The 19,688-nt window shown below is 66.4% G+C and carries 32 protein-coding genes; 25 read left to right on the top strand and 7 right to left on the bottom strand.

Going from position 1 to position 19,688, the window contains the following annotated elements; all coding sequences use genetic code 11:
• Positions 1-250: 250 nt before the first annotated feature.
• From B4915_RS08760 to B4915_RS08745, 4 genes are all read right to left on the bottom strand, one after another.
• Positions 251-1,384 carry a tyrosine-type recombinase/integrase gene (locus B4915_RS08760; protein ID WP_105805419.1) on the bottom strand — a complete coding sequence of 378 codons (1,134 nt, stop codon included), beginning with the start codon at positions 1,382-1,384 and terminating at the stop codon, positions 251-253.
• Between the two features lie 138 nt (positions 1,385-1,522).
• Entirely contained in the window at positions 1,523-2,050 is a 528-nt protein-coding gene (locus B4915_RS14930; RefSeq protein ID WP_105805418.1) for an SHOCT domain-containing protein, read from the bottom strand.
• The gene (locus B4915_RS14445) at positions 2,047-2,445 is read right to left on the bottom strand and encodes a M78 family metallopeptidase domain-containing protein (protein WP_146120055.1); all 399 of its coding nucleotides are present in this window, start codon (positions 2,443-2,445) and stop codon (positions 2,047-2,049) included. Before B4915_RS14445 ends, B4915_RS14930 begins: the two co-directional genes overlap by 4 nt.
• 11 nt (positions 2,446-2,456) lie before the next feature.
• The gene (locus tag B4915_RS08745) at positions 2,457-3,014 is read right to left on the bottom strand and encodes a helix-turn-helix domain-containing protein (RefSeq protein ID WP_105805416.1); all 558 of its coding nucleotides are present in this window, start codon (positions 3,012-3,014) and stop codon (positions 2,457-2,459) included.
• Between the two features lie 80 nt (positions 3,015-3,094).
• On the opposite strand from B4915_RS08745, the gene B4915_RS08740 reads away from it, so the two are divergent.
• The 18 genes from B4915_RS08740 (at position 3,095) to B4915_RS08650 (ending at position 13,405) form a co-directional block, all read left to right on the top strand.
• Complete coding sequence (locus B4915_RS08740) at positions 3,095-3,364, top strand: helix-turn-helix domain-containing protein (protein ID WP_181158512.1); 270 nt, start codon at positions 3,095-3,097, stop codon at positions 3,362-3,364.
• The gene (locus B4915_RS08735) at positions 3,361-4,128 is read left to right on the top strand and encodes a phage antirepressor (protein WP_105805414.1); all 768 of its coding nucleotides are present in this window, start codon (positions 3,361-3,363) and stop codon (positions 4,126-4,128) included. The genes B4915_RS08740 and B4915_RS08735 overlap by 4 nt, the downstream gene beginning before the upstream one ends.
• A gap of 326 nt (positions 4,129-4,454) precedes the next feature.
• Entirely contained in the window at positions 4,455-4,751 is a 297-nt protein-coding gene (locus tag B4915_RS08725) for a hypothetical protein (RefSeq protein ID WP_105805412.1), read from the top strand.
• A complete protein-coding gene (locus B4915_RS14675; protein ID WP_105805411.1) occupies positions 4,752-4,991 on the top strand; it encodes a hypothetical protein in 240 nt (79 codons plus the stop codon). It begins immediately after the preceding gene.
• Between the two features lie 4 nt (positions 4,992-4,995).
• Positions 4,996-5,373, top strand: coding sequence for a RusA family crossover junction endodeoxyribonuclease (locus B4915_RS08715; protein ID WP_181158511.1), 378 nt, complete (start codon positions 4,996-4,998; stop codon positions 5,371-5,373).
• Positions 5,374-5,404: 31 nt separating this feature from the next.
• Positions 5,405-5,740, top strand: a complete 336-nt coding sequence (locus B4915_RS08710) for a hypothetical protein (protein ID WP_105805409.1) — start codon at positions 5,405-5,407, stop codon at positions 5,738-5,740.
• Positions 5,737-6,795, top strand: coding sequence for a YqaJ viral recombinase family protein (locus B4915_RS08705; protein ID WP_105805408.1), 1,059 nt, complete (start codon positions 5,737-5,739; stop codon positions 6,793-6,795). Before B4915_RS08710 ends, B4915_RS08705 begins: the two co-directional genes overlap by 4 nt.
• 538 nt (positions 6,796-7,333) lie before the next feature.
• Positions 7,334-8,203 carry a phage recombination protein Bet gene (gene bet, locus B4915_RS08700; RefSeq protein ID WP_105805407.1) on the top strand — a complete coding sequence of 290 codons (870 nt, stop codon included), beginning with the start codon at positions 7,334-7,336 and terminating at the stop codon, positions 8,201-8,203.
• Positions 8,200-8,649, top strand: a complete 450-nt coding sequence (locus tag B4915_RS08695) for a hypothetical protein (RefSeq protein ID WP_105805406.1) — start codon at positions 8,200-8,202, stop codon at positions 8,647-8,649. Before bet ends, B4915_RS08695 begins: the two co-directional genes overlap by 4 nt.
• On the top strand, positions 8,646-9,032 hold the full coding sequence (locus B4915_RS08690; protein ID WP_181158510.1) for a hypothetical protein: 387 nt from the start codon (positions 8,646-8,648) through the stop codon (positions 9,030-9,032). Before B4915_RS08695 ends, B4915_RS08690 begins: the two co-directional genes overlap by 4 nt.
• Positions 9,029-9,214, top strand: a complete 186-nt coding sequence (locus tag B4915_RS08685; protein WP_105805404.1) for a hypothetical protein — start codon at positions 9,029-9,031, stop codon at positions 9,212-9,214. The genes B4915_RS08690 and B4915_RS08685 overlap by 4 nt, the downstream gene beginning before the upstream one ends.
• Positions 9,211-9,570 carry an HNH endonuclease gene (locus B4915_RS08680; RefSeq protein ID WP_146120054.1) on the top strand — a complete coding sequence of 120 codons (360 nt, stop codon included), beginning with the start codon at positions 9,211-9,213 and terminating at the stop codon, positions 9,568-9,570. Before B4915_RS08685 ends, B4915_RS08680 begins: the two co-directional genes overlap by 4 nt.
• Positions 9,571-9,575: 5 nt before the next feature.
• Entirely contained in the window at positions 9,576-10,328 is a 753-nt protein-coding gene (locus tag B4915_RS14440) for a helix-turn-helix domain-containing protein (RefSeq protein WP_146120053.1), read from the top strand.
• A gap of 4 nt (positions 10,329-10,332) precedes the next feature.
• Positions 10,333-10,671 (top strand): hypothetical protein, encoded by a 339-nt coding sequence (locus tag B4915_RS08670; protein ID WP_146120052.1) that lies wholly within the window; start codon positions 10,333-10,335, stop codon positions 10,669-10,671.
• Entirely contained in the window at positions 10,668-11,984 is a 1,317-nt protein-coding gene (locus tag B4915_RS08665) for a replicative DNA helicase (protein ID WP_181158509.1), read from the top strand. The genes B4915_RS08670 and B4915_RS08665 overlap by 4 nt, the downstream gene beginning before the upstream one ends.
• A 3-nt stretch (positions 11,985-11,987) precedes the next feature.
• Entirely contained in the window at positions 11,988-12,506 is a 519-nt protein-coding gene (gene ssb, locus B4915_RS08660) for a single-stranded DNA-binding protein (protein WP_105805399.1), read from the top strand.
• 12 nt (positions 12,507-12,518) lie between these two features.
• Positions 12,519-12,764, top strand: a complete 246-nt coding sequence (locus B4915_RS08655; protein ID WP_105805398.1) for a hypothetical protein — start codon at positions 12,519-12,521, stop codon at positions 12,762-12,764.
• Positions 12,761-13,405 (top strand): molecular chaperone DnaJ, encoded by a 645-nt coding sequence (locus B4915_RS08650; RefSeq protein ID WP_105805397.1) that lies wholly within the window; start codon positions 12,761-12,763, stop codon positions 13,403-13,405. The genes B4915_RS08655 and B4915_RS08650 overlap by 4 nt, the downstream gene beginning before the upstream one ends.
• A gap of 73 nt (positions 13,406-13,478) precedes the next feature.
• On the opposite strand, the gene B4915_RS14435 is transcribed toward B4915_RS08650, so the two are convergent.
• Entirely contained in the window at positions 13,479-14,012 is a 534-nt protein-coding gene (locus B4915_RS14435) for a hypothetical protein (RefSeq protein ID WP_146120051.1), read from the bottom strand.
• Between the two features lie 248 nt (positions 14,013-14,260).
• Between B4915_RS14435 and B4915_RS08640 the strand changes: the two genes are divergently transcribed.
• The gene (locus B4915_RS08640; RefSeq protein WP_105805395.1) at positions 14,261-14,731 is read left to right on the top strand and encodes an XF1762 family protein; all 471 of its coding nucleotides are present in this window, start codon (positions 14,261-14,263) and stop codon (positions 14,729-14,731) included.
• An 8-nt stretch (positions 14,732-14,739) separates the two neighbouring features.
• Here the strand turns inward: B4915_RS08640 and B4915_RS08635 are convergent, their stop codons facing one another.
• Positions 14,740-15,234 (bottom strand): hypothetical protein, encoded by a 495-nt coding sequence (locus B4915_RS08635; RefSeq protein WP_146120050.1) that lies wholly within the window; start codon positions 15,232-15,234, stop codon positions 14,740-14,742.
• Here B4915_RS08635 and B4915_RS08630 point away from each other — a divergent pair.
• The 4 genes from B4915_RS08630 to B4915_RS08615 all read left to right on the top strand — a co-directional run bounded on the left by B4915_RS08630 (position 15,215) and on the right by B4915_RS08615 (position 17,088).
• Complete coding sequence (locus tag B4915_RS08630) at positions 15,215-15,871, top strand: hypothetical protein (protein WP_105805393.1); 657 nt, start codon at positions 15,215-15,217, stop codon at positions 15,869-15,871. The genes B4915_RS08635 and B4915_RS08630 overlap by 20 nt on opposite strands.
• Positions 15,868-16,101 carry a hypothetical protein gene (locus B4915_RS08625; RefSeq protein ID WP_105805392.1) on the top strand — a complete coding sequence of 78 codons (234 nt, stop codon included), beginning with the start codon at positions 15,868-15,870 and terminating at the stop codon, positions 16,099-16,101. The genes B4915_RS08630 and B4915_RS08625 overlap by 4 nt, the downstream gene beginning before the upstream one ends.
• 158 nt (positions 16,102-16,259) lie before the next feature.
• A complete protein-coding gene (locus B4915_RS08620) occupies positions 16,260-16,712 on the top strand; it encodes a hypothetical protein (RefSeq protein WP_105805391.1) in 453 nt (150 codons plus the stop codon).
• 76 nt (positions 16,713-16,788) lie between these two features.
• Entirely contained in the window at positions 16,789-17,088 is a 300-nt protein-coding gene (locus B4915_RS08615; RefSeq protein WP_105805390.1) for an HNH endonuclease, read from the top strand.
• 27 nt (positions 17,089-17,115) lie between these two features.
• Here B4915_RS08615 and B4915_RS08610 read toward each other — a convergent pair whose 3' ends face one another.
• Positions 17,116-17,574 carry a hypothetical protein gene (locus tag B4915_RS08610; protein ID WP_146120049.1) on the bottom strand — a complete coding sequence of 153 codons (459 nt, stop codon included), beginning with the start codon at positions 17,572-17,574 and terminating at the stop codon, positions 17,116-17,118.
• A gap of 319 nt (positions 17,575-17,893) precedes the next feature.
• Here B4915_RS08610 and B4915_RS08605 point away from each other — a divergent pair, with 319 nt between their 5' ends.
• Positions 17,894-18,190 (top strand): hypothetical protein, encoded by a 297-nt coding sequence (locus B4915_RS08605; protein ID WP_105805388.1) that lies wholly within the window; start codon positions 17,894-17,896, stop codon positions 18,188-18,190.
• Positions 18,191-18,242: 52 nt separating this feature from the next.
• Positions 18,243-19,685, top strand: coding sequence for a hypothetical protein (locus tag B4915_RS08600; protein WP_105805387.1), 1,443 nt, complete (start codon positions 18,243-18,245; stop codon positions 19,683-19,685).
• Positions 19,686-19,688: the final 3 nt, after the last annotated feature.

Genomic DNA, 19,688 nt, shown 5'->3' with positions numbered 1-19,688 from the left:
CCCGGCTCCTCGTTCCGGGTGCCACGCTCCTGGCTCCGTCTCCGCGCGTCGCAGCGCAGCAACGAGAAACCCCCGAGGGCCGGCCCTCGGGGGTTTCGTGTCGTTCGTCTGGCGGAGACGGGGGGATTTGAAACCGCCTCACGCTCAGGCGCTGACTCAACTTCCGCATGGTTCCGCCACATTTCGCCCCACGTCACCCCGCATGAAAACGGGTTGGAACGGGGCGAATGTGGGCAAAATGTGGGCAAACCTACGAGGCCTTTCGCGCCTTCCGCGCCGCCTTATCGAGCCGCTTCGCAACCCCGTCCAAGTCGTCATCGAAGAGGTCAGCGTAGGTGTCTAGCGTCATCGCCGCGGACGCGTGCCCGAGCATGCGCTGAACCGCCTTCACGTTGGCGCCGGAAGAGATGGCGAGCGATGCTGCAGTGTGCCGGAGCTCGTGCGGCGTCACCGCCGGCATGAGGATGACGTCCTTCGCCCCGTCTTCAATCTGCTTCTGATGGCGGGCGCAGATATCCCGGCAGGCCTTGGCGAGCCACGAGTGCGACGGGTGTGGTGGCCGCAGATACCCGTCCGTGCCGGTACCGAAAAGCAGTGCGTCAGCGGGCTTCCCGTCCATCAGATCGGCGATCCCGGAGACGAGGAACTTCGGGTAGGGGACGCTGCGGCGCTCGTGAGTCTTGGGCGTGCCGACGTGGACCTTGTTCCCCACCCAGACGGCATTCTCCTCGACGCTCAGACGGCGGGCAAGCTGGTTGACGTGCTTGACCCTCAGACCCGTAGCTTCGCCCCATCGGAGGCCCGTGTAGGCGAGCACGTAGATGAGAGTTGCATGCTGCTTCGTTTCTGTGGCGAGGGCGGCGACCTGCGCGTGTGAGAGGTAGGTCTTCGACGACTTGCCCTTGCGTGGAAGCTGGACGCCACGAGCAGGGTTTCGAGATAGGCGCCGATCCTGTACCGCGGCGTCGAGTATCCCCGCGAGGATGCCGTGAGCGCGGAGCACGACGGTCGCTGAGCGCTTCCCTCGCAGAGCGGCGACCCAGGTTTGTACTTCCGACTGTTTGATGCCTGAGATCTCGCGCGACCCCCACTTGGGGTCGACGTGGGTGCGCCAGGAGGAGTCGAGCGAGGCGTACTGCGACGGCTTCACGACGGTCTTCTTGCCGGCGAGCCATTCGGGGCCGAGGTGCCCGATCGTGATTCTTCCGAGCTTCGGGTCGACGTAGTCGCCGGTTGCCTTCGAGACCGTCGTCGACGCGAGGAAGAGTTCGGCTTCCTTCTTCGTCTTGAAGCCGCGCTTATCGGTCTGAGAACCGTCCGGCTTCCGATACCGCACTCGGTACCGCTTCCCCGACGCAGTCTCGTATGGCTTAATCGTGGCCATCAGGTCACCGCGATTCGGGCGCGCTCGACTATCGTGTTCAATGGTTCACCTTCCTGGTGGATCGGTTTCTGGCCCTCGTGGCACGCATTCTGTTTGGTGACGGAGCGTGCCGCGGGGGCCCTTTATGTTTCTTCGCGACTACATGCGTGCCAGAATCTCAGCCTTCTTCGCCTCGAACTCGGCCTCGGTGAGAATACCTGCGTCTCGAAGTCCCGCGAGCTGCTGCAGCTGCGCAGAGACGTCTGGCATCGTCGGCTGTGACTGCTGAGCCGAGGCCGGAGCCTGAGTTTGTGCCGTCTGCACGGAAGGGTGAGTGCCGTTGATCAGAGCGTTCAGAATTGAGATCAGCTGATCTGCCTCGGATCGAGACACGCGCATCTCAACGTCACCCGCAGACGACTTGACGATCACCTTGTCTTGGAGTCGCGAGTTGCCGCGCTGCACATGGGAGATGGAACGGATAGGGATGGTCTCCCCCTCTCTCTTACCGCGAATGCCCGTCGCGAGATAAGAGAGCCCGGCCGTTGCGACAGCGACGCCCGCCTTCGCCCCCGTGGACATCAGTCCCTTGCGCGACCACTCCAGGCGGTCTGGCCAGATGCGTACTTGCGCGTTCTTGCCCGCAATGTGGCTCGTAATTTCGTAGATCGGCTGCATGCCGGTCATGCTGCGGTCCTTTCGTAGCGGTGGCTATGGTGTTTCTGCCACTCGATGATGATGTTGGTAGTGAGGTCGAGGTCGAGCGCGATCGATGCGGGGTGCGGATTAATGCGCTCAGATCGCGCGTACTCGTCCACGTCCACGAGAAATCCACTCGCCCATCTCCACGCCTGCGCTTCCGTGGCTGGGTTGGAGCACCCGTGCCCGAGGATGCTGTGGGCGAGCTCATGGCTGCAGGTCTCGAGATACTGCGGGAGGACCAGAGCCTTATCCACGATGATGAGGTTCAGGTCCGGGAGGCTGGCTCCGCGCAGTGGCGGTTCGAGGGGTGCGCGGTGGATGGTGATGCCGCGTCGAGCGGCTTCGGCATGGAGACGCCGCGCGATCGGATGTTGGTCCATGTCTCTCCGTTCTAGGGGCGCGGATCGGCTTCGGCTTCTTCGTCGCGGCCGTCCCGCTCGTCTGCTGCGTATCGATGGGTTCTAAGGAGTTCCGCCGCTTCGTCCGCGGAAAGGTCCGCGCCAAGCGCACTGTCGGGGTCAGCTGCCTGGCGTCGTGCATTGAGATCGTGCACGGTGGCATCTTGCCCGGAACCACCGACATTAGATGCGTCATCGACATCCTGATCAGTATCCGAGTTGATGTCGCCCGACTCGTACCCAGCGGGCATGCCCTCTCGCTCACCGGGCAGAAGCCCGTCATCGAGTTCCGCTCGCGCCAGGGCTTCGGCCTTGGCAAACATCTCGCTTGGGCTCACGTCCAAGAGATCCGCCAGGTGGAACAGATCATCAACGTCGATCGCCCTCTGAGCGTTCAGCGTTTTGTGCAGCGTCGACCGGTTCAGGCCTGCCGACTCGGCGAGGCTCTTTGCGCTACGTCGCTGCCGAGCAAGTTCCGCCCTAAGCTCCTGCGCAACCGCTTCGGTCATAGGCCCGATTTTGCGGGCATTGGAGCCCTTACCGTTATGCATGTGAGGAATCCTAGATCAATTTCGCATATTTGGGTACTGAATGTTGACAATGTATGCAGGTGCGATCTAGCGTTCTGCACATGAAGAACGCAACCATTCAGAAAAGGCCTCGTCAGCGCCTCTCAGGCATCGATCCCCGTCGGAAGCGGGTAGCCGACGAGGTCAGAGCATGTATCGCCCGAAGTGGGAACAGCCGAGCCGCAGTTGAGGATGCGATCGGCATCAGCCAGTCGGCACTCTCTCGGAAGCTTCGGGCGGAGAGCGCGTTCACCGTCGACGAGCTTCTCGGCCTCGCTGCCTTCCTCGACGTCGAGGCATCGGAGTTCTTCCCGAAGGAGCGTGCGCGATGACCACGATCAATCTCTTCCAGTTCGAGGGCCAGCAGGTCCGCCACGTCGTGCTCGACGGCGAGCCCTGGTTCGTGGCCCGCGACGTCGCCCGGGTGCTCGGATACTCCGAGCCGGGGCGCGCGATCCGGCAGCACTGCAAGGGGGGTGCGAATCACACCCCCCTTCAGACGGAGGGTGGGACCCAACAGGCCAGGATCATCGCGGAGCCCGATGTCTTCCGCCTCATCGTTTCCTCGAAGCTCCCCGCCGCCGAGCGTTTCGAGAAGTGGCTGTTCGAGGAGGTACTCCCGCAGATCCGCCGCACCGGCGCCTACGGCACCCAGGCCGCGCTCTCGGAAGATGAGATCGTGCACCAGGCGCTCGCGATCACCGCGCGCCGAGTCGAGCAGCTCGAGGCGAAGATCACCGCAGACGCGCCCAAGGTGCATTTCGCGGAGGCGGTGGCGGCGTCGCCGTCCACGATCCTCGTGGGAGATCTCGCGAAGATCCTCCGCGCGAACGGTGCCCCGTTCGGCGCGAACCGCCTGTTCGAGAAGCTCCGCGCTGACGGGTACCTGATCCGGCGTCGCGGCTCCGATTGGAACATGCCGACGCAGAAGTCTATGGAATTGGGCCTGTTCGAGATCAAGGAATCGACGCGGCAGCACCCCGACGGGCACGTGCTGCTCACGAAGACGCCGAAGGTCACCGGGAAGGGGCAGCAGTACTTCATCGAGAAGTACACGCCTCGTAACCAGCTCGACCTGGGTCGAGCGGCAGCATGAGCGCCGTTGTCTCGGCATTGCCCACAAGCAGGTCGACTCCGAAGCGCGAGCCGGTCTGGCTCTCCCCCGACAAGGTGTGCGAGCGGGTGCCAGGGCTGACTGTACGCAACCTTGAGGAGCTCCGCGCGAAGGGGCGCGGGCCCAGGTACCACAAGCCGACTCCGAAGACTGTGATCTACGAGCAGGGCGATGTCGACGCATGGGTCGAGGCCTCCGCGGTTTCGACGCGCGACTCCGACTGACGCCCGCTCTTCTCCCAGCCCAAATCTTGCGCCCTCTCTGGGGAGGGCTCCCATCACTGCACCCATTTTCGGAAGGAAACCATCATGGACCCCTTGTTCATCGTCGGGATCGCGCTCGTCGCGGTCTGCGGCACCTACCTCGTGCACACGCTCCGGGTCGAGCGGAGGCGGCGTCGGAGTGAGCGTGCGCTCGTGAAGATGCTCAAGCTCGCGAACGACGCGATCGAGAACGAGATCCGACGCGCCCCCCTCACCGCAATCCCGGTGGACTCGCCCGAGGGGCGGGCGATCCTCGAGCGGATCCGCATGGGGTGCGAGTGCCCGAACTGTGAAGAGTCGCGGCGCATCGCGCACGCCGAGCAGCAGCGGGGCGAGAAGTGAATGCGTCGGGTCCGGACTGGATGGACGACTGCCGCCTGGCGGCTCCTGTGCCTGCTCACCGTCATGTCGGGGCTCGCCGCGGCGAGCGGCCTTCTCTGGACGCTCTCGCCCCTGTGGCAGGCCCTCGCCGTAGCGCCCGGTCTGCTCGTGTTGCTGCTCGTCGTGGTGGCGTTCTGCGCCGATTGGGGCGATGGCTGCGGGAGCAGTGGCGGGACACCGAGCGAGCATTCGGGGAGCTGAACCCGTGACCTGGGTGCCCCGGTTCGCATTCCGCATCGGAGGCGATCCCCTCCCGAAGGAACGTCCCCGGGCGACAGGTCAGCGGGCGTTCACCCCGAAACGGACCCGGGACGCGGAGCAGCGGGTACTTGCCGCATTCCGCGCGGCGTACCCCGAGGCGGAACCGCTCGCTGGCCGGCTGCTCGTCGATCTGAAGTTCTTCCGCCGCACACGACGCGGATGCGACTGGGACAACCTCGCGAAGCTCCCGCTCGATGCCCTCAACAAGGTCGCCTACCTCGATGACGAGCAGATCCAGAAAGCCACCGTCGAGCGCTTCTACGGCGCCGGCGATGAAGCCCGCACGGAAGTGCGGATCTACGAGAAAGACTCCCCCGCCTGACCAGGCAGGGGCCAACGGAAGGAAACCCATCATGGTGCTCAAGTACACGAGCAAGCGTCCCGACGAGGAACTCGACGGCATCCAGAGCCTCGAGGACCACTTCAAGGGGCCCCAGCCGAGCGACGTGCTCGCGGTCGTGGTCGTCAGCGGTCACAGCATCGTCGAGAGCCTGGCCGACGGCGCCCGGACGGCGACGGTGCGGATCAAGCAGATCGAGCCCGTCTCCGGGGCTGACGCGCAGACGGTGCGCACGCTCCTCGCTGAACGGTACGAGCAGCGCACGGGGAACGCGCCCCTGCCGCTCGAGGACATCGCCGAGGACGCCGACGAGCTGCCCTCGATCCCGTGGGGCGGTGACGACGCGTGAGCCTCACCATCTCAGACCTCGACACGGCGCCCGCGCTCGCGGATCTCGAGGCGCGCGCCGGCGCATCTGACCAGAACCGCGAGGCGTGGCTCGCTGAACGGCGCCAGGGCATCACCGCAACCGAGATCCGCGACCTCTACCTGCGTCGGCTCGGACGCTCCTCCTACGTCTCGCAGGCCGACCTCATCGCACGCAAGCTCGGCCGCATCGACGAGGTGGCCGACCTGTCCCACGTGCCCGTCATCGGCTGGGGGAAGGAGCGGGAGCCGATCATCGCGGCGCGCCTCACCGGCGAGGGCTTCGCCCCCGAGTCGCGCGTGTTCCACCACCCCGACAACTCCCGGTACCTCGCCTCGCCGGACGGGATCGCGGTCACGTTCGACGACGAGCTGCACGTGTCCGAGATCAAGACGGCCGGCTATGACCTGCCGCCGGGCTCGGAGCGGTTCGACGCGAAGGGCTACCTGTTCCAGGTGCAGTGGGTGATGTACGTGATCGGGGCGGCGCGCTGCCGGTTCGTTGTCGAGGAACGCCACGAGGACCCCGACGGGTCGTTCTTCCCGGGCCCCGAGCACCGGCACTGGATCGAGCGGGATGACGCCCTCATCGCCGAGCTCGTGGCCGTAGCGGACGAGTTCCTCGCCGAGCTCGATCGGCAGCGCGAGGAGGGCGCCCCGGCGATCGACGAGGAAGTGGACACGCACGCCGTGAACTACCTCCGCGCGATCGCCGAGGAGAAGGCGTGGGCGGCACTCAAGAAGCACTCATACGCCGCACTGATCGATCTGGGGATCTCGCAGAAGTCCCCGCTCGCTCGCGTGACGATCACGCCCGGCACGCCGGACGAGGTGCTCGAGCTGGAAGAGGTCGACCTCGAGGCGGCGGAGGCCGCGCACCCGAAGGAGGCGCAGCAGCTCGCCCGGGCGAAGGCCCGCGTGGAGAAGCTGCAGGCCGCCTGGGACGAGCTCGCGAACCAACACACGAAGACGGTTCCGACCGTGAAGAAGGGCAAGGCGGCGCGGGCGACCGTGACCGCCGGGAAGGGAACGAAGTAATGAGTGGCAGGAGCGTCGAGGCAAGCATCAGGGGTGAGTCAGAGACGGTCCTCCGCGCTAAGCGTGCACATACGGTCGCGGCTGGTGTGCACGGCGCGGTACTTCCTCTCGAAAGCCAGAAGGCAATCCGGGAGGCAATCGAGCGGGGCATCTGCCCGATATGCGGCAGTGGGCCGTTTCAGAGCCTCGGCAATCACGTTCCACGTACCCACGGCATCTCGGCGAAGGAACTCCGCGAAATCGCTGGGATGAAGCAGCTCGACAGCATCACGTCACCCGAATACCGGGAGCGCAACGTCCGTCGCGGCAAGAACCAGTTCGCATCACGTGAGGGGAGCCTGCGGGCCGGAGCACGGGCTTGGCGTAATGCGGGCGGAACAACCGAACTCACGGAACCGGGTCGAGCAGCTCGCCGCGAGCAGCTCGACAAGGTCCGTCCAACAGGGGCAGGTGCGTATGCACACCTCGACCCAGCCGTGCGTTCCGAGCGAGCACGTCACGCGGCATCTATTCGACACGGCGTCAAGGAGCAAAAGTAATGAGTGCAGCAGTCACAGAACGCGAGACGAGCACGAACCTCGTCATCGCGTCGGAGCAGACGTTCTTCAACGATGCGCAGCAGGCGGCCCTCGTGCAGATGGGCCTCGGGGATGCGCCTCGGGGTGACATCGAGGCGTTCTTCCACCAGGCGAAGCGGTCGGGCCTGGACCCGTTCGCTCGGCAGATCTACATGATCGCCCGCCGGAGCAAGGTAAACGGGCAGTGGGTGACGAAGTACACGATCCAGACGTCGATCGACGGGTTCCGGGTGATCCGGGATCGCAAGAACACCTTCCGCGGGATGGAGGAGCACTGGTGCGGGAAGGACGGCGTCTGGCGGGACGTATGGCTCGAGAACGAGCCGCCGGCCGCCGCCCGCATCACGCTCTACCTCGAGGGTTTCGTGAAGCCCGTCACCGCCGTCGCGCGGTACGACGAGTACGTCCCTCTGAAGGACGGCCGCCCGACCGGTCAGTGGGGCAAGATGCCGGCGCTGATGACGTCGAAGGTCGCCGAGGCGCTCGCGCTCAGGAAGGCGTACCCGCAGGACTTCTCGGGCCTGTACACGGCGGACGAAATGGCGCAGGCCGACAACGGCCCGCGCGCTCAGAGCGTTCCGCCGCAGCCCGCCCCGGAGCCCGAGCCGGAGACGGTCGAGGGCGAGCTCGTCGGGGAGAACCCGGCGCCGTCGTTCGATGTCGAGGCCTGGGCCTCTCGGATCGCGGATGCCGCCAGTGTGGACGAGCTGCGCTCGGTCTGGGAGGACGCGCAGCGGGAGCAGGTGCTCTCGGAGCCGGTGGACGCGATCGGGACGCCGCTGAGTGCGATGATCCAGCGCCGCAAGGCGCGCCTGCAGGAGCGGGCATGAACGCGCCGACCCCGCACACCGCCGCCGAGGTCGAGGGGTGGGTGGCGAAGATGCGGAAGGAGATCGCGATCGAGCCGCCCGCCCCGGGCGAGGTCCGCACCCCCGACGAGATCGCGAACCAGCTCGAGCTCGTCGAGTCGGTCGCGAACAAGGCGCTGTGGATCGTGAAGGAGGCCGACAAGGTGCGCGCCGACGCGGCCGAGGTGCTGCTGCGCGCCCGGTCCAAGGCGCAGGTCGCCGCGGAGGGCAAGAACGCCGCGGAGCGTGCGGCCGCCGTGGACCTCGCCACCGAGCAGGAGCGGGCGGAGGAGGCGGCCGCGCAGATCGCCTACCGGTACGCGAAGGGCCTCGCTGACCTCGTCGACTCGCGGAAGTCGAGCTTGCAGACGCAGTCGAAGCTCGTGCTCGCCACCTACCAGCTCGCATCGAACCCGAGGAGGGCATGACAGACATGAACGACAACGAGAAGATGCGGGCGGGCGCCGAGCGGCTGCATCAGTTCGCCACGGGGTACGCGCGCGGCGCCATGGACGTGACGAACGCCCTCACCCGCCACTGCGAGGAAGCGTTCGCAGACCTCGGCGAGGAGCCCGACTGGTCGGACGTCTCGCGGCACGCGGGCCTCGTCGCCGAACGTGACGAAGCTCGGGCCGAGGCCGCGGACCTCGGGCGCCGGCTCGAGGAGAAGGAGCGGGAGCTCGACGAGACGAGGCAGCACCTCATCAAGGGCGTGCTGCTCGAGGTCGTGCGGCTCGGCCGGGAGCGGTTCGAGCTGGCCGGCGATGGAATCGCGGAACTCGCAGCCGAGAAGTTCGGGGTGACGCTGTGACGCTGCAGGAGATCCATGTCGGCGACATCGTCCGCGTGGACGGCGAGCCGAAGGCGTACCGGGTGGAGGAGCGGAACGCGAAGACGGGGATGCTCGTCCTCGAGTCGCTCCACGCTTACCCACGCGTGGTCTGGTCCGGGGTCCACGAGTTCCGTGTGCAGAAGTCGAGCGTGTACGGATGAGCAATCGGAAGAGCGGGCCTATGCCGGCGGCCACGGTCGAGAAGCTCGAGGACCGCTCCGGCGGCATGTGCGAGGCCGGGTGCGGGCGGCCGGCGACGAACATCCACCACCGGCGATTCCTCGGCCGAGGCGGGCGCCACAACCTCGCGAACCTGCTCGCGCTCTGCGGGTCGGGGAACCACACCGGCTGCCACGGGAAGGCACACCAGGGGAACCCGCCGGACGGGTGGGCGATCTCCCGGCACGAGCGCCGGCACGAGTCCGAGGTCCCGTTCGTGGATCTCGGTGGCCGGTCGTGGTGGCTCGACGACGAAGGCGGCAAGCACGTCCGTCCAGCAGTAACAGGAAGGAGTTGAGAGAGATGGCTGAAGGATTCGCCGCGATCCCCACGTGGATGTTCCGCGAGCACGAGCGAGTGTCGCTGTACGCCGTGATGGTGTTCGGCGCCCTGGCCACGCGGGCAGGTCTCCGAGGGAACTACCCGTCACAGGCCACGCTGGCCGATGAGGCCCGGTGTTCGGAGCGGAAGGTGCGGGATGCGCTCGCCGAGCTCGAAGCGCTCGGCGTCGTCGAACGCGTGCGGCGAGGAGGCGCAGGAAACGGACGCCTCCCGGACGGGTATCGCCTGATGGATCGGCCGCTGCGCACCGACGAAGAGCTTCCGGCATCAGGTGCCGGTAGGGGTGCTGGGCAACCGGCACCTCACGACAGGGCAACCGGCACCAGCGAGCATTCGTACCTCTCTATAGAGGTAGATAGTTCTGAGGTAGATACATGCGCATCTGCGCATGCGCAGAGTGCGCACTCCTTCGACGAGTGGTGGCAACTCTATCCCCTGAAGAAGGACAAGGGCCGGGCCCGGACCGCCTACAAGGCCGCTCTGAAGAAGACGACGGCCGAGGTGCTCGCTGCTGCGGCGATCGCCTACCGCGATGATCCGAACCGGGTTCAGGCGTTCACGAAGTACCCCGCGTCATGGCTGAACGCTGAGGCGTGGGAGAACGGGCCGCTGCCGCAGCGCTCGGGTGCCGGAGGCGGGACCGCGGTGGAGCGCATGGCCGAGCGTGCTCGAGCGATGCAGGCCGGGGAGGTGCATCGTGCGCTCGGAGCGTGAGGGCATGACCCAGGCGGAGCGCGCCGCAATGGGGCGCACCGCGGGCGATCAGGAGCGCGTCGGCCAGTCGGTCGTCCTTGCCGATTCTGAGGCCGCAGATCGCCGTCCACGGATCGCGACTCGGATCGACGCGTTCAACCTGCTCGCGTACGTCGCGGCTCTCGACAATCGCGAGCGCGGCGAGCACGAGGCGCAAGCATGGCTTGACGCGCTCGGCCCGTACCGGATCGCGATGGAAGACGCGCGCGCCGCGGTGTCGGCGTACTTCCTCGGCCCGAACCGGCACCGGTGGATCACTCCGGGCGACATCGTGCAGATCCTCGAGGACGGAGAGCTCGCGTGACCGAGATCCAGTACGACCCCGCCACGGAGGGCTTCCTCCTCTGCGCGATCTTCGCGGAGCCGTCGCGGATCTGGCAGGTGCGGCAGGTGGTCCGCGCGACCGACTTCGCGGTCCCGCGGAACGCGGCCGTCTACGAGGTGATGTGCGACGTCGCGGACCGCGGGGGCATCGTGTCCCCGATCACCGTGAACGACCGCGTCATAGCGGCGGGCCGCACGCACGAGATCCCGCCCAGCTACCCGCACGAACTGAACGGGCTCGGCGCGTACGGCATCCAGGCGCCGCAGTACGCGGAGATCGTGCGCCGGCACGGCGAGCGCCGCAAGCTCGCCGAGGCCGCGCTCGCGGTACAGCAGCTCGCAGCGGCCGGTGACAACGACGGTGACATCGTCGAGCGCGCGGCCGGCATCATCGACGAGCTGCGGGGCGGGACTCTCCGACAGTCCCGCCCCATCGGGTCGGTGTTCGACGAGCTCGTCGAGGAGATGCGCACGCGGGCGCCGTTCACCCCGACGCCGTGGCCGTCGCTGAACGCGATGATCGGCGGGATCCGGCCGGGCAGCCTCTACACGGTCGCGGCGCGCTCGGGCGGCGGGAAGTCGATCTTCGGTCTGCAGCTCGCGCTTCACATCGCCGAGCTCGGGAAGCGGGTCGGCTACGTGTCGCTCGAGATGACCGAGAAGGACCTCTTGAAGCGGCTGATCTCGATGATGCGCGGCATCCACCAGTCCGCCCTGCAGAATCATCAGCTCACCGAGCAGGGCTGGGCGTCGGTGCGGGAGGCGGAGGCCGCGGTGCAGGCCCTCCCCCTCGAGGTGTACGACCGGCCCGGCGCCCGCTGGGAGGACATCGTCGGCTTCGCCCGCGCCCTGCACCGGAAGGGCGACCTCGGGCTCCTGGTGATCGACTACCTGGGCCTCGTGAAGTCGCCGCCGTCGTCAGCGTCCCGGCAGCAGGATCTCGAGGACTGGGCGAACGGCGGGAAGCAGCTCGCCAAGGAGCTCGGCTGCTCTGTCCTCATCCTCGAGCAGCTCAACCGCAACATGACCAACCGGCCCAACCCGCGCCCGATCCTCTCGGACCTGCGCGGCTCGGCGGGCCTTGAACACGCATCCGACGCCGTCGTGCTCATGCACCGCGGCGAGAAGAAGGTCGGCGGCCGCGTCGTCAAGACGTCCGACGTCGACTTCATCACCGCGAAGAACCGGCAGGGAGACACCGGGACGCGAACGCTCCGCTTCGAGGGCCAGTTCGCACGCATCGTCCAGAAGGAACACGAGACCACGGCTCTCCTCGAGCCGGGAGAGGTATAGATCATGGCCGGAGAGCCGCTCATCACCATCATCGGGAACGTCGTCGCGGACCCCGAGCAGCGTGTCAGCCAGGCAGGGAAGCCCTGGGTGACATTCCGCATCGCTTCCACGCCCCGCGTGAAGGACCGCCAGTCCGGCGACTGGGTCGACGGCGAGGCCCTCTGGGTCGGGTGCCGCGCGTACGGCGACTACGCCGAGAACATCGCCTCGTCGCTAACGAAGGGCATGCGCGTCATCGTGCAGGGGCTACTCTCGCAGCGCTCCTACACCGACAACCAGGGCCAGCAGCGCACGTCCCTCGATCTCGAGGTCGAGGAGGTCGGCCCTTCGCTGCGCTTTGCGACGGCGTCGGTCGCGCGCGCCGGGTCCGGGGGCCCCGCTGGCGGAGGGTACGCGCCGTCCGGCGTCGGCCAGCAGCCGACCTACGGGAGCACCGAGGGCGGCGGCTTCGGCGCCCCGCAGGGTCAGCCGGCGTGGGGTACGCCCGCCGCGGGCGGCTTCGACGACGAGCAGACGTTCTAGGAGGCGGACACCATGAGCATCCAGGAGAGCCGCACCGTCGAGCTCGCGACCGTCGGGTTCACCGACGAGTACCGCGTCGAGCTCCGGCAGCGCCGGAAGCGGCAGGACTACTCCCCCGCGCAGGCGCGCGCCCTGGCGGCCGAGCTCCGCGAGCAGGCCGACGCCGCGGAGGCGGCGATCGACGAGGACATGCACGAGCGGCACGCCCGCCTCAGCGAGTACCAGATCCGCACCGAGGCTGGGGAGGTCGTGCTGTGAGCGCCTGGCCGGACACCCTTCGCACCGGACCCCTCCGCGAATGGCCGGGCACCCTGAGCACGCAGCGGCGCCCCGCGCCGTTCAGTGCCGGGCTCACCGATACCCTGCGCATCCTCGACCGCGAGATCTACAACCTCGTCGATACCCGCGCGCAGCAGGACTCTGCCGAGCTCCTGATCGCGATCCCGGCCGGGGCATTCCGCCGCGACGGGAAGCCGTACGCGAATGCGCGCGCCGAGCACCCGGGCGTGATCTTCTCGCTCGACTCCCGGCACGGGCACCTCTCCTACCCGTGCGACACGTTCACGACGTGGCAGGACAACCTACGCGCAATCGCACTCGCGCTCGAGGCGCTGCGGAAAGTCGACCGATACGGAGTGACCCGGCACGGCGAGCAGTACCGCGGGTTCCTCGAACTCGAGGCAACCGCGGTACCGGCGAGCTTCTCCTCGTGGAGTGCTGCACATGAGTGGCTGGCAGACACCTACGGGTACGAGTACCGCGCGGGTGACCATGAGCAGGCGCGCGGACTCCTGCGCCTGGGTCAGCGCAAGTCGCATCCTGATCTCGGCGGCGACACGGAGCTGTTCCAGCGGGTCTCGCTCGCTGAGGCGAAGTTGCGAGAGGCGGGTTTGCTGTGACCACGTCATCGAGCCGACTGCGGGAACTTCTGGGTTGCGTTCCGCGCGGACGAAAGAGTTGTGAAGTGAACGTTCAGTCTCGCGGTTCAACGCCCGAGTCGGGTGGGACCGTGATTTCGGCGGCAACGCTCTTCGGATCGTTTACCCAACGATTCAGAATCTCCCGCACCCGCTCAATCGTTTTCTCCACATCTGCATACTCAGTTGCGTCGACGGTGGAAGCTTCGAGCACTGCCCAGGCGCGTGGGAGTGGGAGCCCTCTCGGACCGAGTTCATCGCGTAGCTCTTCCAACTGCTCGAAAACAACGGACTCTTCTTCGCTATCGAATGACCGAAGAGCGTTACTGTCGTACAGAACATTGGCGACGTGGACGCGAAGTATCGAAGCATATCGGCGTCGCAGTGCTCGGTACTTCTCCTCGATGATTTCTGCCTCGAAGTCGTTCTGCCTGCGTAGCAGCCGCAGGTTGAGCCATGCGATCCAGAGCGTCCCGATCGCGGCACATGCCGATACCACGAGCGCGAGCCACTCGATCGCCGACGGTTCGTTCATGCGGGCGGACAACTGGTCGATAGCGCAGGCGATGCCGTTCGTGTCGCAGTCCATGAGAGAGAAGCGTACCCCGGCGGTCGGCAAGCCGATGATCGATGGCGGTGCGATGTGAGCGCCCCGATAGCGGTCGAGGCAGCGTCCGGCGCTCAGCTCCTACCGAAGCCTCGCGTTCAGCATCCGCGTCAGACCGTCACGGGCTGGTCGGCGCATCTCTGTGCTGATGCTGACCATCGCACGAATCACAGCGTGTACCGAGTCCTCGCGGCGCGCATCACCATCACCCAGACCGGAAGGAGGAGCCGATGCTGAAGATTGAACCGATCACGCTGAAGGCAGCGAACGCGTACGTCGAGCAGCATCACCGCCACCACAAGGCGAGCCGCGGGCACAAGTTCAGCGTGCGCGTCGTCGACGAGGCGGGACGGATCCGCGGGGTCGGGATCGCGGGGCGGCCAGTGTCTCGGGTGCTCGATCAGGACCAGCACCTTGAGGTCGTTCGGGTCTGCACAGACGGCACCCGGAACGCATGCAGCATGATCTACGGCGCGCTCCGCAGGGCCGGGATCGCGCTCGGCTACGAGCCGCACAAGATCATCACCTACACACTCGCCACCGAGCCGGGTGGGTCGCTCCGCGCAGCCGGGTGGCACGACGACGGACTCGCCGGCGGCGGGGAGTGGGGGCGCACGGGGCGGCCTCGTGAAGTCGTAGCCCCGACCGAGACGAAACGAAGGTGGCGCGCTGCGCTACCGGTAGGAGTTGAGGAGCGATGAGACAGGTTTCATTCCCAGTCATCAGCGACGAAGTCGGAACACGCCGGACGAGCTTCCTTCCCTCTGCAGTAAGACGAGAGGAACCACTTCTTCTGATCTTCTATCTGAAGGTGCTCCGATTCCTTGAGGGACCAATCAGCGTCATCTCGGTGTTGGTACGCCGCCAGGTAGAACTCCTCTACTCCGTGGCAGGCATCGTAGGTGGGATCAACCGCGGCCTCGTATTGGGCGATCTCATCCAATTGCATCGCATCAAGCGTGGCTTGCTCCTCGCTCGTAACCTCACCGTCGGAGTACAGCATGTCGTACTCGGGTCCGTAGAAGGGGTGGTGCGTGTAGAGGTAGTTGATCGCCTCGCTCGCGGTGTCGAATGCGCTCGCGCAAGCCTCGCTGACGACAACAGCAGGCTTGCTTATCGCCACGGGACCGGATGGAGCACATGCTGCGAGAGAAGTCATCCCGAACAAGACAAAAGTCAGGGCGATGCGATTCTTCGAACTCATGATCGAACTCTACCTGGAGGCAAAGATGACTATCGCTGAGCAGTCCCGTGCGACCTGGCTAGAGCTCACCTTCGACGAGGTACCTTCCTTGCTCAGGCGCATGCGCGAGGACGCCGAGTCCGTACTGGGCGCGCAGGACATGCGCACCGGGAGGATCACCGGCTCGAAGGAGCGCGCGACGCTCCCCTACCGCGTAGACGCCGCCGACGACGCGGACGAGCTCTGGTCGGCCCTGGTCGAGTTCGCCCGCGAGGTCGAGGAGCGCACCCAGAACCCCGCTCCCCGGCCCGTACGCGAGTTCGTACGCTCGGGAAGGCTCGGACCCTGGGCGCTGCCGTCCTGCACACCCAGGGAGGCGTTCACCGCAGGGCAGGACGTCGCCCGCTATCTCAAGGCCTGCGCGCACCAGATCGCCCACGACGGCGCCTTCAACGACGCCCCCGACCAGACCGCCGCCCTCGTCCGCAAGATGCGCAACCGCTACCCGAACACCCCACCTCCGGCGCGCCGCTACCTGAACCGCCCGTGCCCGACCTGCGGGGAGCGCGGACTGCACCTCGCCGTCGCCGGTGACCACCTGATCGTGCGCTGCGAGGAATGCCGCGACCGTTGGGCCTTCGAGGAGATGTTCCCGTGAGCGAGTGGCTGACCTATCGCGAAGCCGCCGCGAAGGTCGGCCGCTCCAGGCGGGCGCTGCAGCGGTGGCGCCGCCGCGGCATGCCAATGCGAATCGACGACCGCGGCCGCAAGATCGTCCACGAGGTCGTCCTGTACGCCTGGTACCGGAAGAACCTCCAATCGTGGCCAGCACACCAGGCCAAGATGCGCAGAATCATGCGCGACACGCCGACAGACACCAGAGCTTGACCGCCCCCTAGTGTCACCCCCTACCTTGAGTGTTGAGCAAGTGGGCCGGGAACGCAGAACATGCGCCCCCGGCCCTTTCTCATTCCTGCCGAACGTCGACGGTGTGCGTCGGGCAAGGGCGCCCACAGCCCGCGCACACCCTCGGCTATGGTGAGAGCATGAAGAAGCTCCTCCCGATCGCCGCAATCACCCTCCTCGCCTTCACCGGCTGCTCCTCCTCTGACACCGGCACCGACGCCGCACCCGCCGCCGAGGAGACCACCGCCGAGGAACCAGCGACCCCCGCCGACCTCACCGGCTCCTGGAAGCAAACCAACTCCAACTCGCCGACGAACTACCAGCAGGCGACCATCACCGCGGAAACGATCTCGATCGACTGGGTGAACGAGGAGAACGACAGCACCTCGATCTACTGGGTCGGCACCTACACCGCCCCTACTGAAGCCGGCGACACATGGACCTGGACATCTACCCGCGACGCGGCCGCGACTGACACCGCTATGATGGCATCCACCGACGACACCAAGGATTTCACCTACGCCGACGGCGTCATCAGCTACGAGGTCACGGCGATGGGCACCACCGTCACCGTCGAACTCGAGAAGCAGTAGCCGCCCCACGACCCGCACCTGCAGAGCCCCGGAGCCCAACAGCTCCGGGGCTTCGTCGTTCCCGGGAGGAGAGACGGTGGGCACGCAGCATATCCGCAACGGCGCCGGCCACCGCGCGTACCGCCGCAAGCAGGCCGCCCTCAAGCGACGCACCGCCCGAGAGGGCCTACCCTGCGGATGGGGCAGCGACTACGGCTGCGGCGACCCCATCGACACGACGCTCCCCCATACCGACCCGATGTCGTTCACCGCGGACCACCCGACCGCGCTCGGGAACGGCGGCCACCTCGTCCGGCAGGACCTTCACCCGTTCCACCGACGCTGCAACACGATGAAGGGCGACGCCGCCCAGGTCGAGATATGGGAGGCCACGTGACGTACTTAGCAACGCCTCCTTGCACGGTTAGTGCTCCGAGTATGTAACCCTCTCGGTGCGAAAAAGAGGATTCGGATGCTCGTGGCGCACCCATCCCAGACTGTCCCAGAACCCTCTGGATTCTTCACTGTCATTCAGCGCCGTCAATCTGGGCAGCGGATATACCTCACGGATCATCGCGACTATGGCGCTCCCCACACCTCTCCCGCGCACCGACAGCGCCACCTCAAGCGCAAGGATGTCAAGCTGCCCATGGGGCATATCACCCAGCAGCGGATGGGACATGAATCCTTCATTGAGGGTGAACTTACAGCGCCCCACTTCCGAGCCATCGCGCTGGACCGATACCCAGTGGTCTGCCTCCGAGACAAAGTCCTCCCGTTGCCACCAAGGCTTCTCGAACTCACTAGATGCCTCAAACACATACCAATACACGCGCTTCTTACGCGGACGAAGCTCAACGAGCGACAGCGGAGAACTTTCCATAGCCAGACCGTACACGGTCCCCGACCACCCCAGCCATGACCCCCGAATAAAATCCAGGCTCGCCCTCCCCCTGCCAGCTTCCCGCGCGGCCTTGGCGCGTCTCTCTCCCGGATATTTCGGCGCTTTTCGCATTCGCATTGGGTTCGTAATCGGATAGGAGGTCGAAGTGCCTCGTCCTCCTGCTCCGTGCGGTACTGAGTCGGCCTACAAGCGGCACAAGCGCAAGGGCGAGCCGGTCGACGCTGCCTGCATGAAGGCGATGCGTGACGCTTCTCGGAGACGTTCGGGTCGTGCATCAGACGAAGCGGATCCGCGGCCAGTGGTGGCGCTTCCTGGCGGCGCAGTCGAGTTCCCCGAGGAGCCGAAGGGTGACGTGGATGCGCGTGCCGAGTTGCTCGCGAATATGGCGCTCGTGAAGCGGGCGATGGAGGCGATCGCCGAGGCGGATCCGCTGAAGATCGTGCAGCTGTCGAAACGACACTCCGAGCTCGTTGAGGAGCTAGTCAAGGTGAGCGGCTCCGCGCCGGCCTCGGGTGATGACGGGGAGGGAGATCCGTTTGCCTTCCTTGGAGACGCTGCTCGGGGACCAGCGCCCGCGCCTCGAAAGTCGTCCTGAATCAGTCGGTTCCTGGGGTGAGCTCGCTGTCGACTTCGCGACTGCTGCGGGGATGAAGCTCGAGGATTGGCAGGAGTACGTCCTGTGGGCATGGCACGACATTGATGACGCCGGGAAGTGGGCGGCATCGGAGTGCGGCCTGTTGGTCTCGCGGCAGAACGGAAAGAGCGAAGCGCTCGTCGCATTCGATCTCGCGCGGCTGTTCCTGTTTCCTCTGCCGGACAAGCGCCGGCGCACGGTGCTACATACGGCCCATGAGGTGAAGACGGCCACCGAGACATTCGAGAAGTTGGCGTCGATCATCGAGGCGAACGACCGGCTGATGTCGCTTGTTGACCACGTCTACACTGCGAACGGCAAAGAGGCGATCGTCCTGAAGAAGCGCCGTGGGCAACTGCTCGGGGACCGTGTTCGATTCGTCGCGCGGTCGAAGAAGTCCGGCCGAGGGTTCGCGGCGACTGACGTCGTGTACGACGAGGCGCAGGAACTCCCAGTGTCGGCGCGCAAAGCGCTGACCTACACCCAGTCAACGATTCCGAATCGGCAGGAGATTTACGTCGGCACCGTCCCTTCCGATGAGAACGACGGTGAGGTGTTTGAAGGGGTGCGCGACCGAGGTCGTCGCGGCGCCTCGCGCGTCATCTGGCAGGAGTGGTCGCCGGAGGGTGCTGAGGACCCGAAGCTCGCGAAGCTGATCGACGTCGAGGATCCAGAGGTGTGGAAGCAGTCGATCCCTGCGATGGGGACGTGGATCCACCCGACCACCGTCGCCGAGCAGGTGGACCGCGCTGCGGATCGGGACGAGCTCTTGCAAGAGCGCTTCGCGGTCTGGCCGAATCGCGCCGAGGAAGTAGCCGAGAAGCTCTCGGAGCTCGACCTCGAGATGTGGAAGCGGCACGCAGGCGACTATCCGGTGCAGGGCGACGGCGGTGTCATCGCTATCGCGGTCGGCCGGGGCGGCGGGTACGCGACGATCTCGAAGGCTATCCGCCTCGACTCCGACCACATTGCCGTCGAGCACCACAAGACGGACCGCAAGGTGCGCTGGGTGGCCGACGAGGTGAAGGCCCTGAAGGCCGGGCTCGGGAACGCGCTCGTCGTCGTTGATCCGAAGAACGCCGCGATGATCCTCGCGGATCTCGACCGCGCCGGCATCAAGTACTTGGCGATGCATCTCGACGAGATCGCCGCGGCGCACTCGATCTTCATCGAGATGTCGAACGACGGCCTCGTGCTGCACCGTGACCAGCCCGAGGTCACGAAGTCGCTCGAGCTCGCGACGACCCGTGCGATCGGTCGCGCCGGGTTCACGTGGGAGCCGTCCGATCCGACGAAGCCGATCTCGCACGCTCAGTCAGTCACCTGGGCCGTGTGGGGCGTCATCAAGTCCGAGGCGTCACCGAAGAAGCGAACGCCGCCGCCACCGAAGGCCGCGGTTCTGACCCGCGACAGCGTCGCACGAGATGAAGTGGACCTCCGATCTGCGGGGTTCTGAGAG

Source organism: Leucobacter massiliensis (genome assembly GCF_002982315.1).
In the GTDB taxonomy this organism is placed as follows: Bacteria; Actinomycetota; Actinomycetes; order Actinomycetales; family Microbacteriaceae; genus Leucobacter; species Leucobacter massiliensis.
Note: the sequence above shows the minus strand (reverse complement) of the source record. Positions and strands in the feature narration are given on the sequence as shown.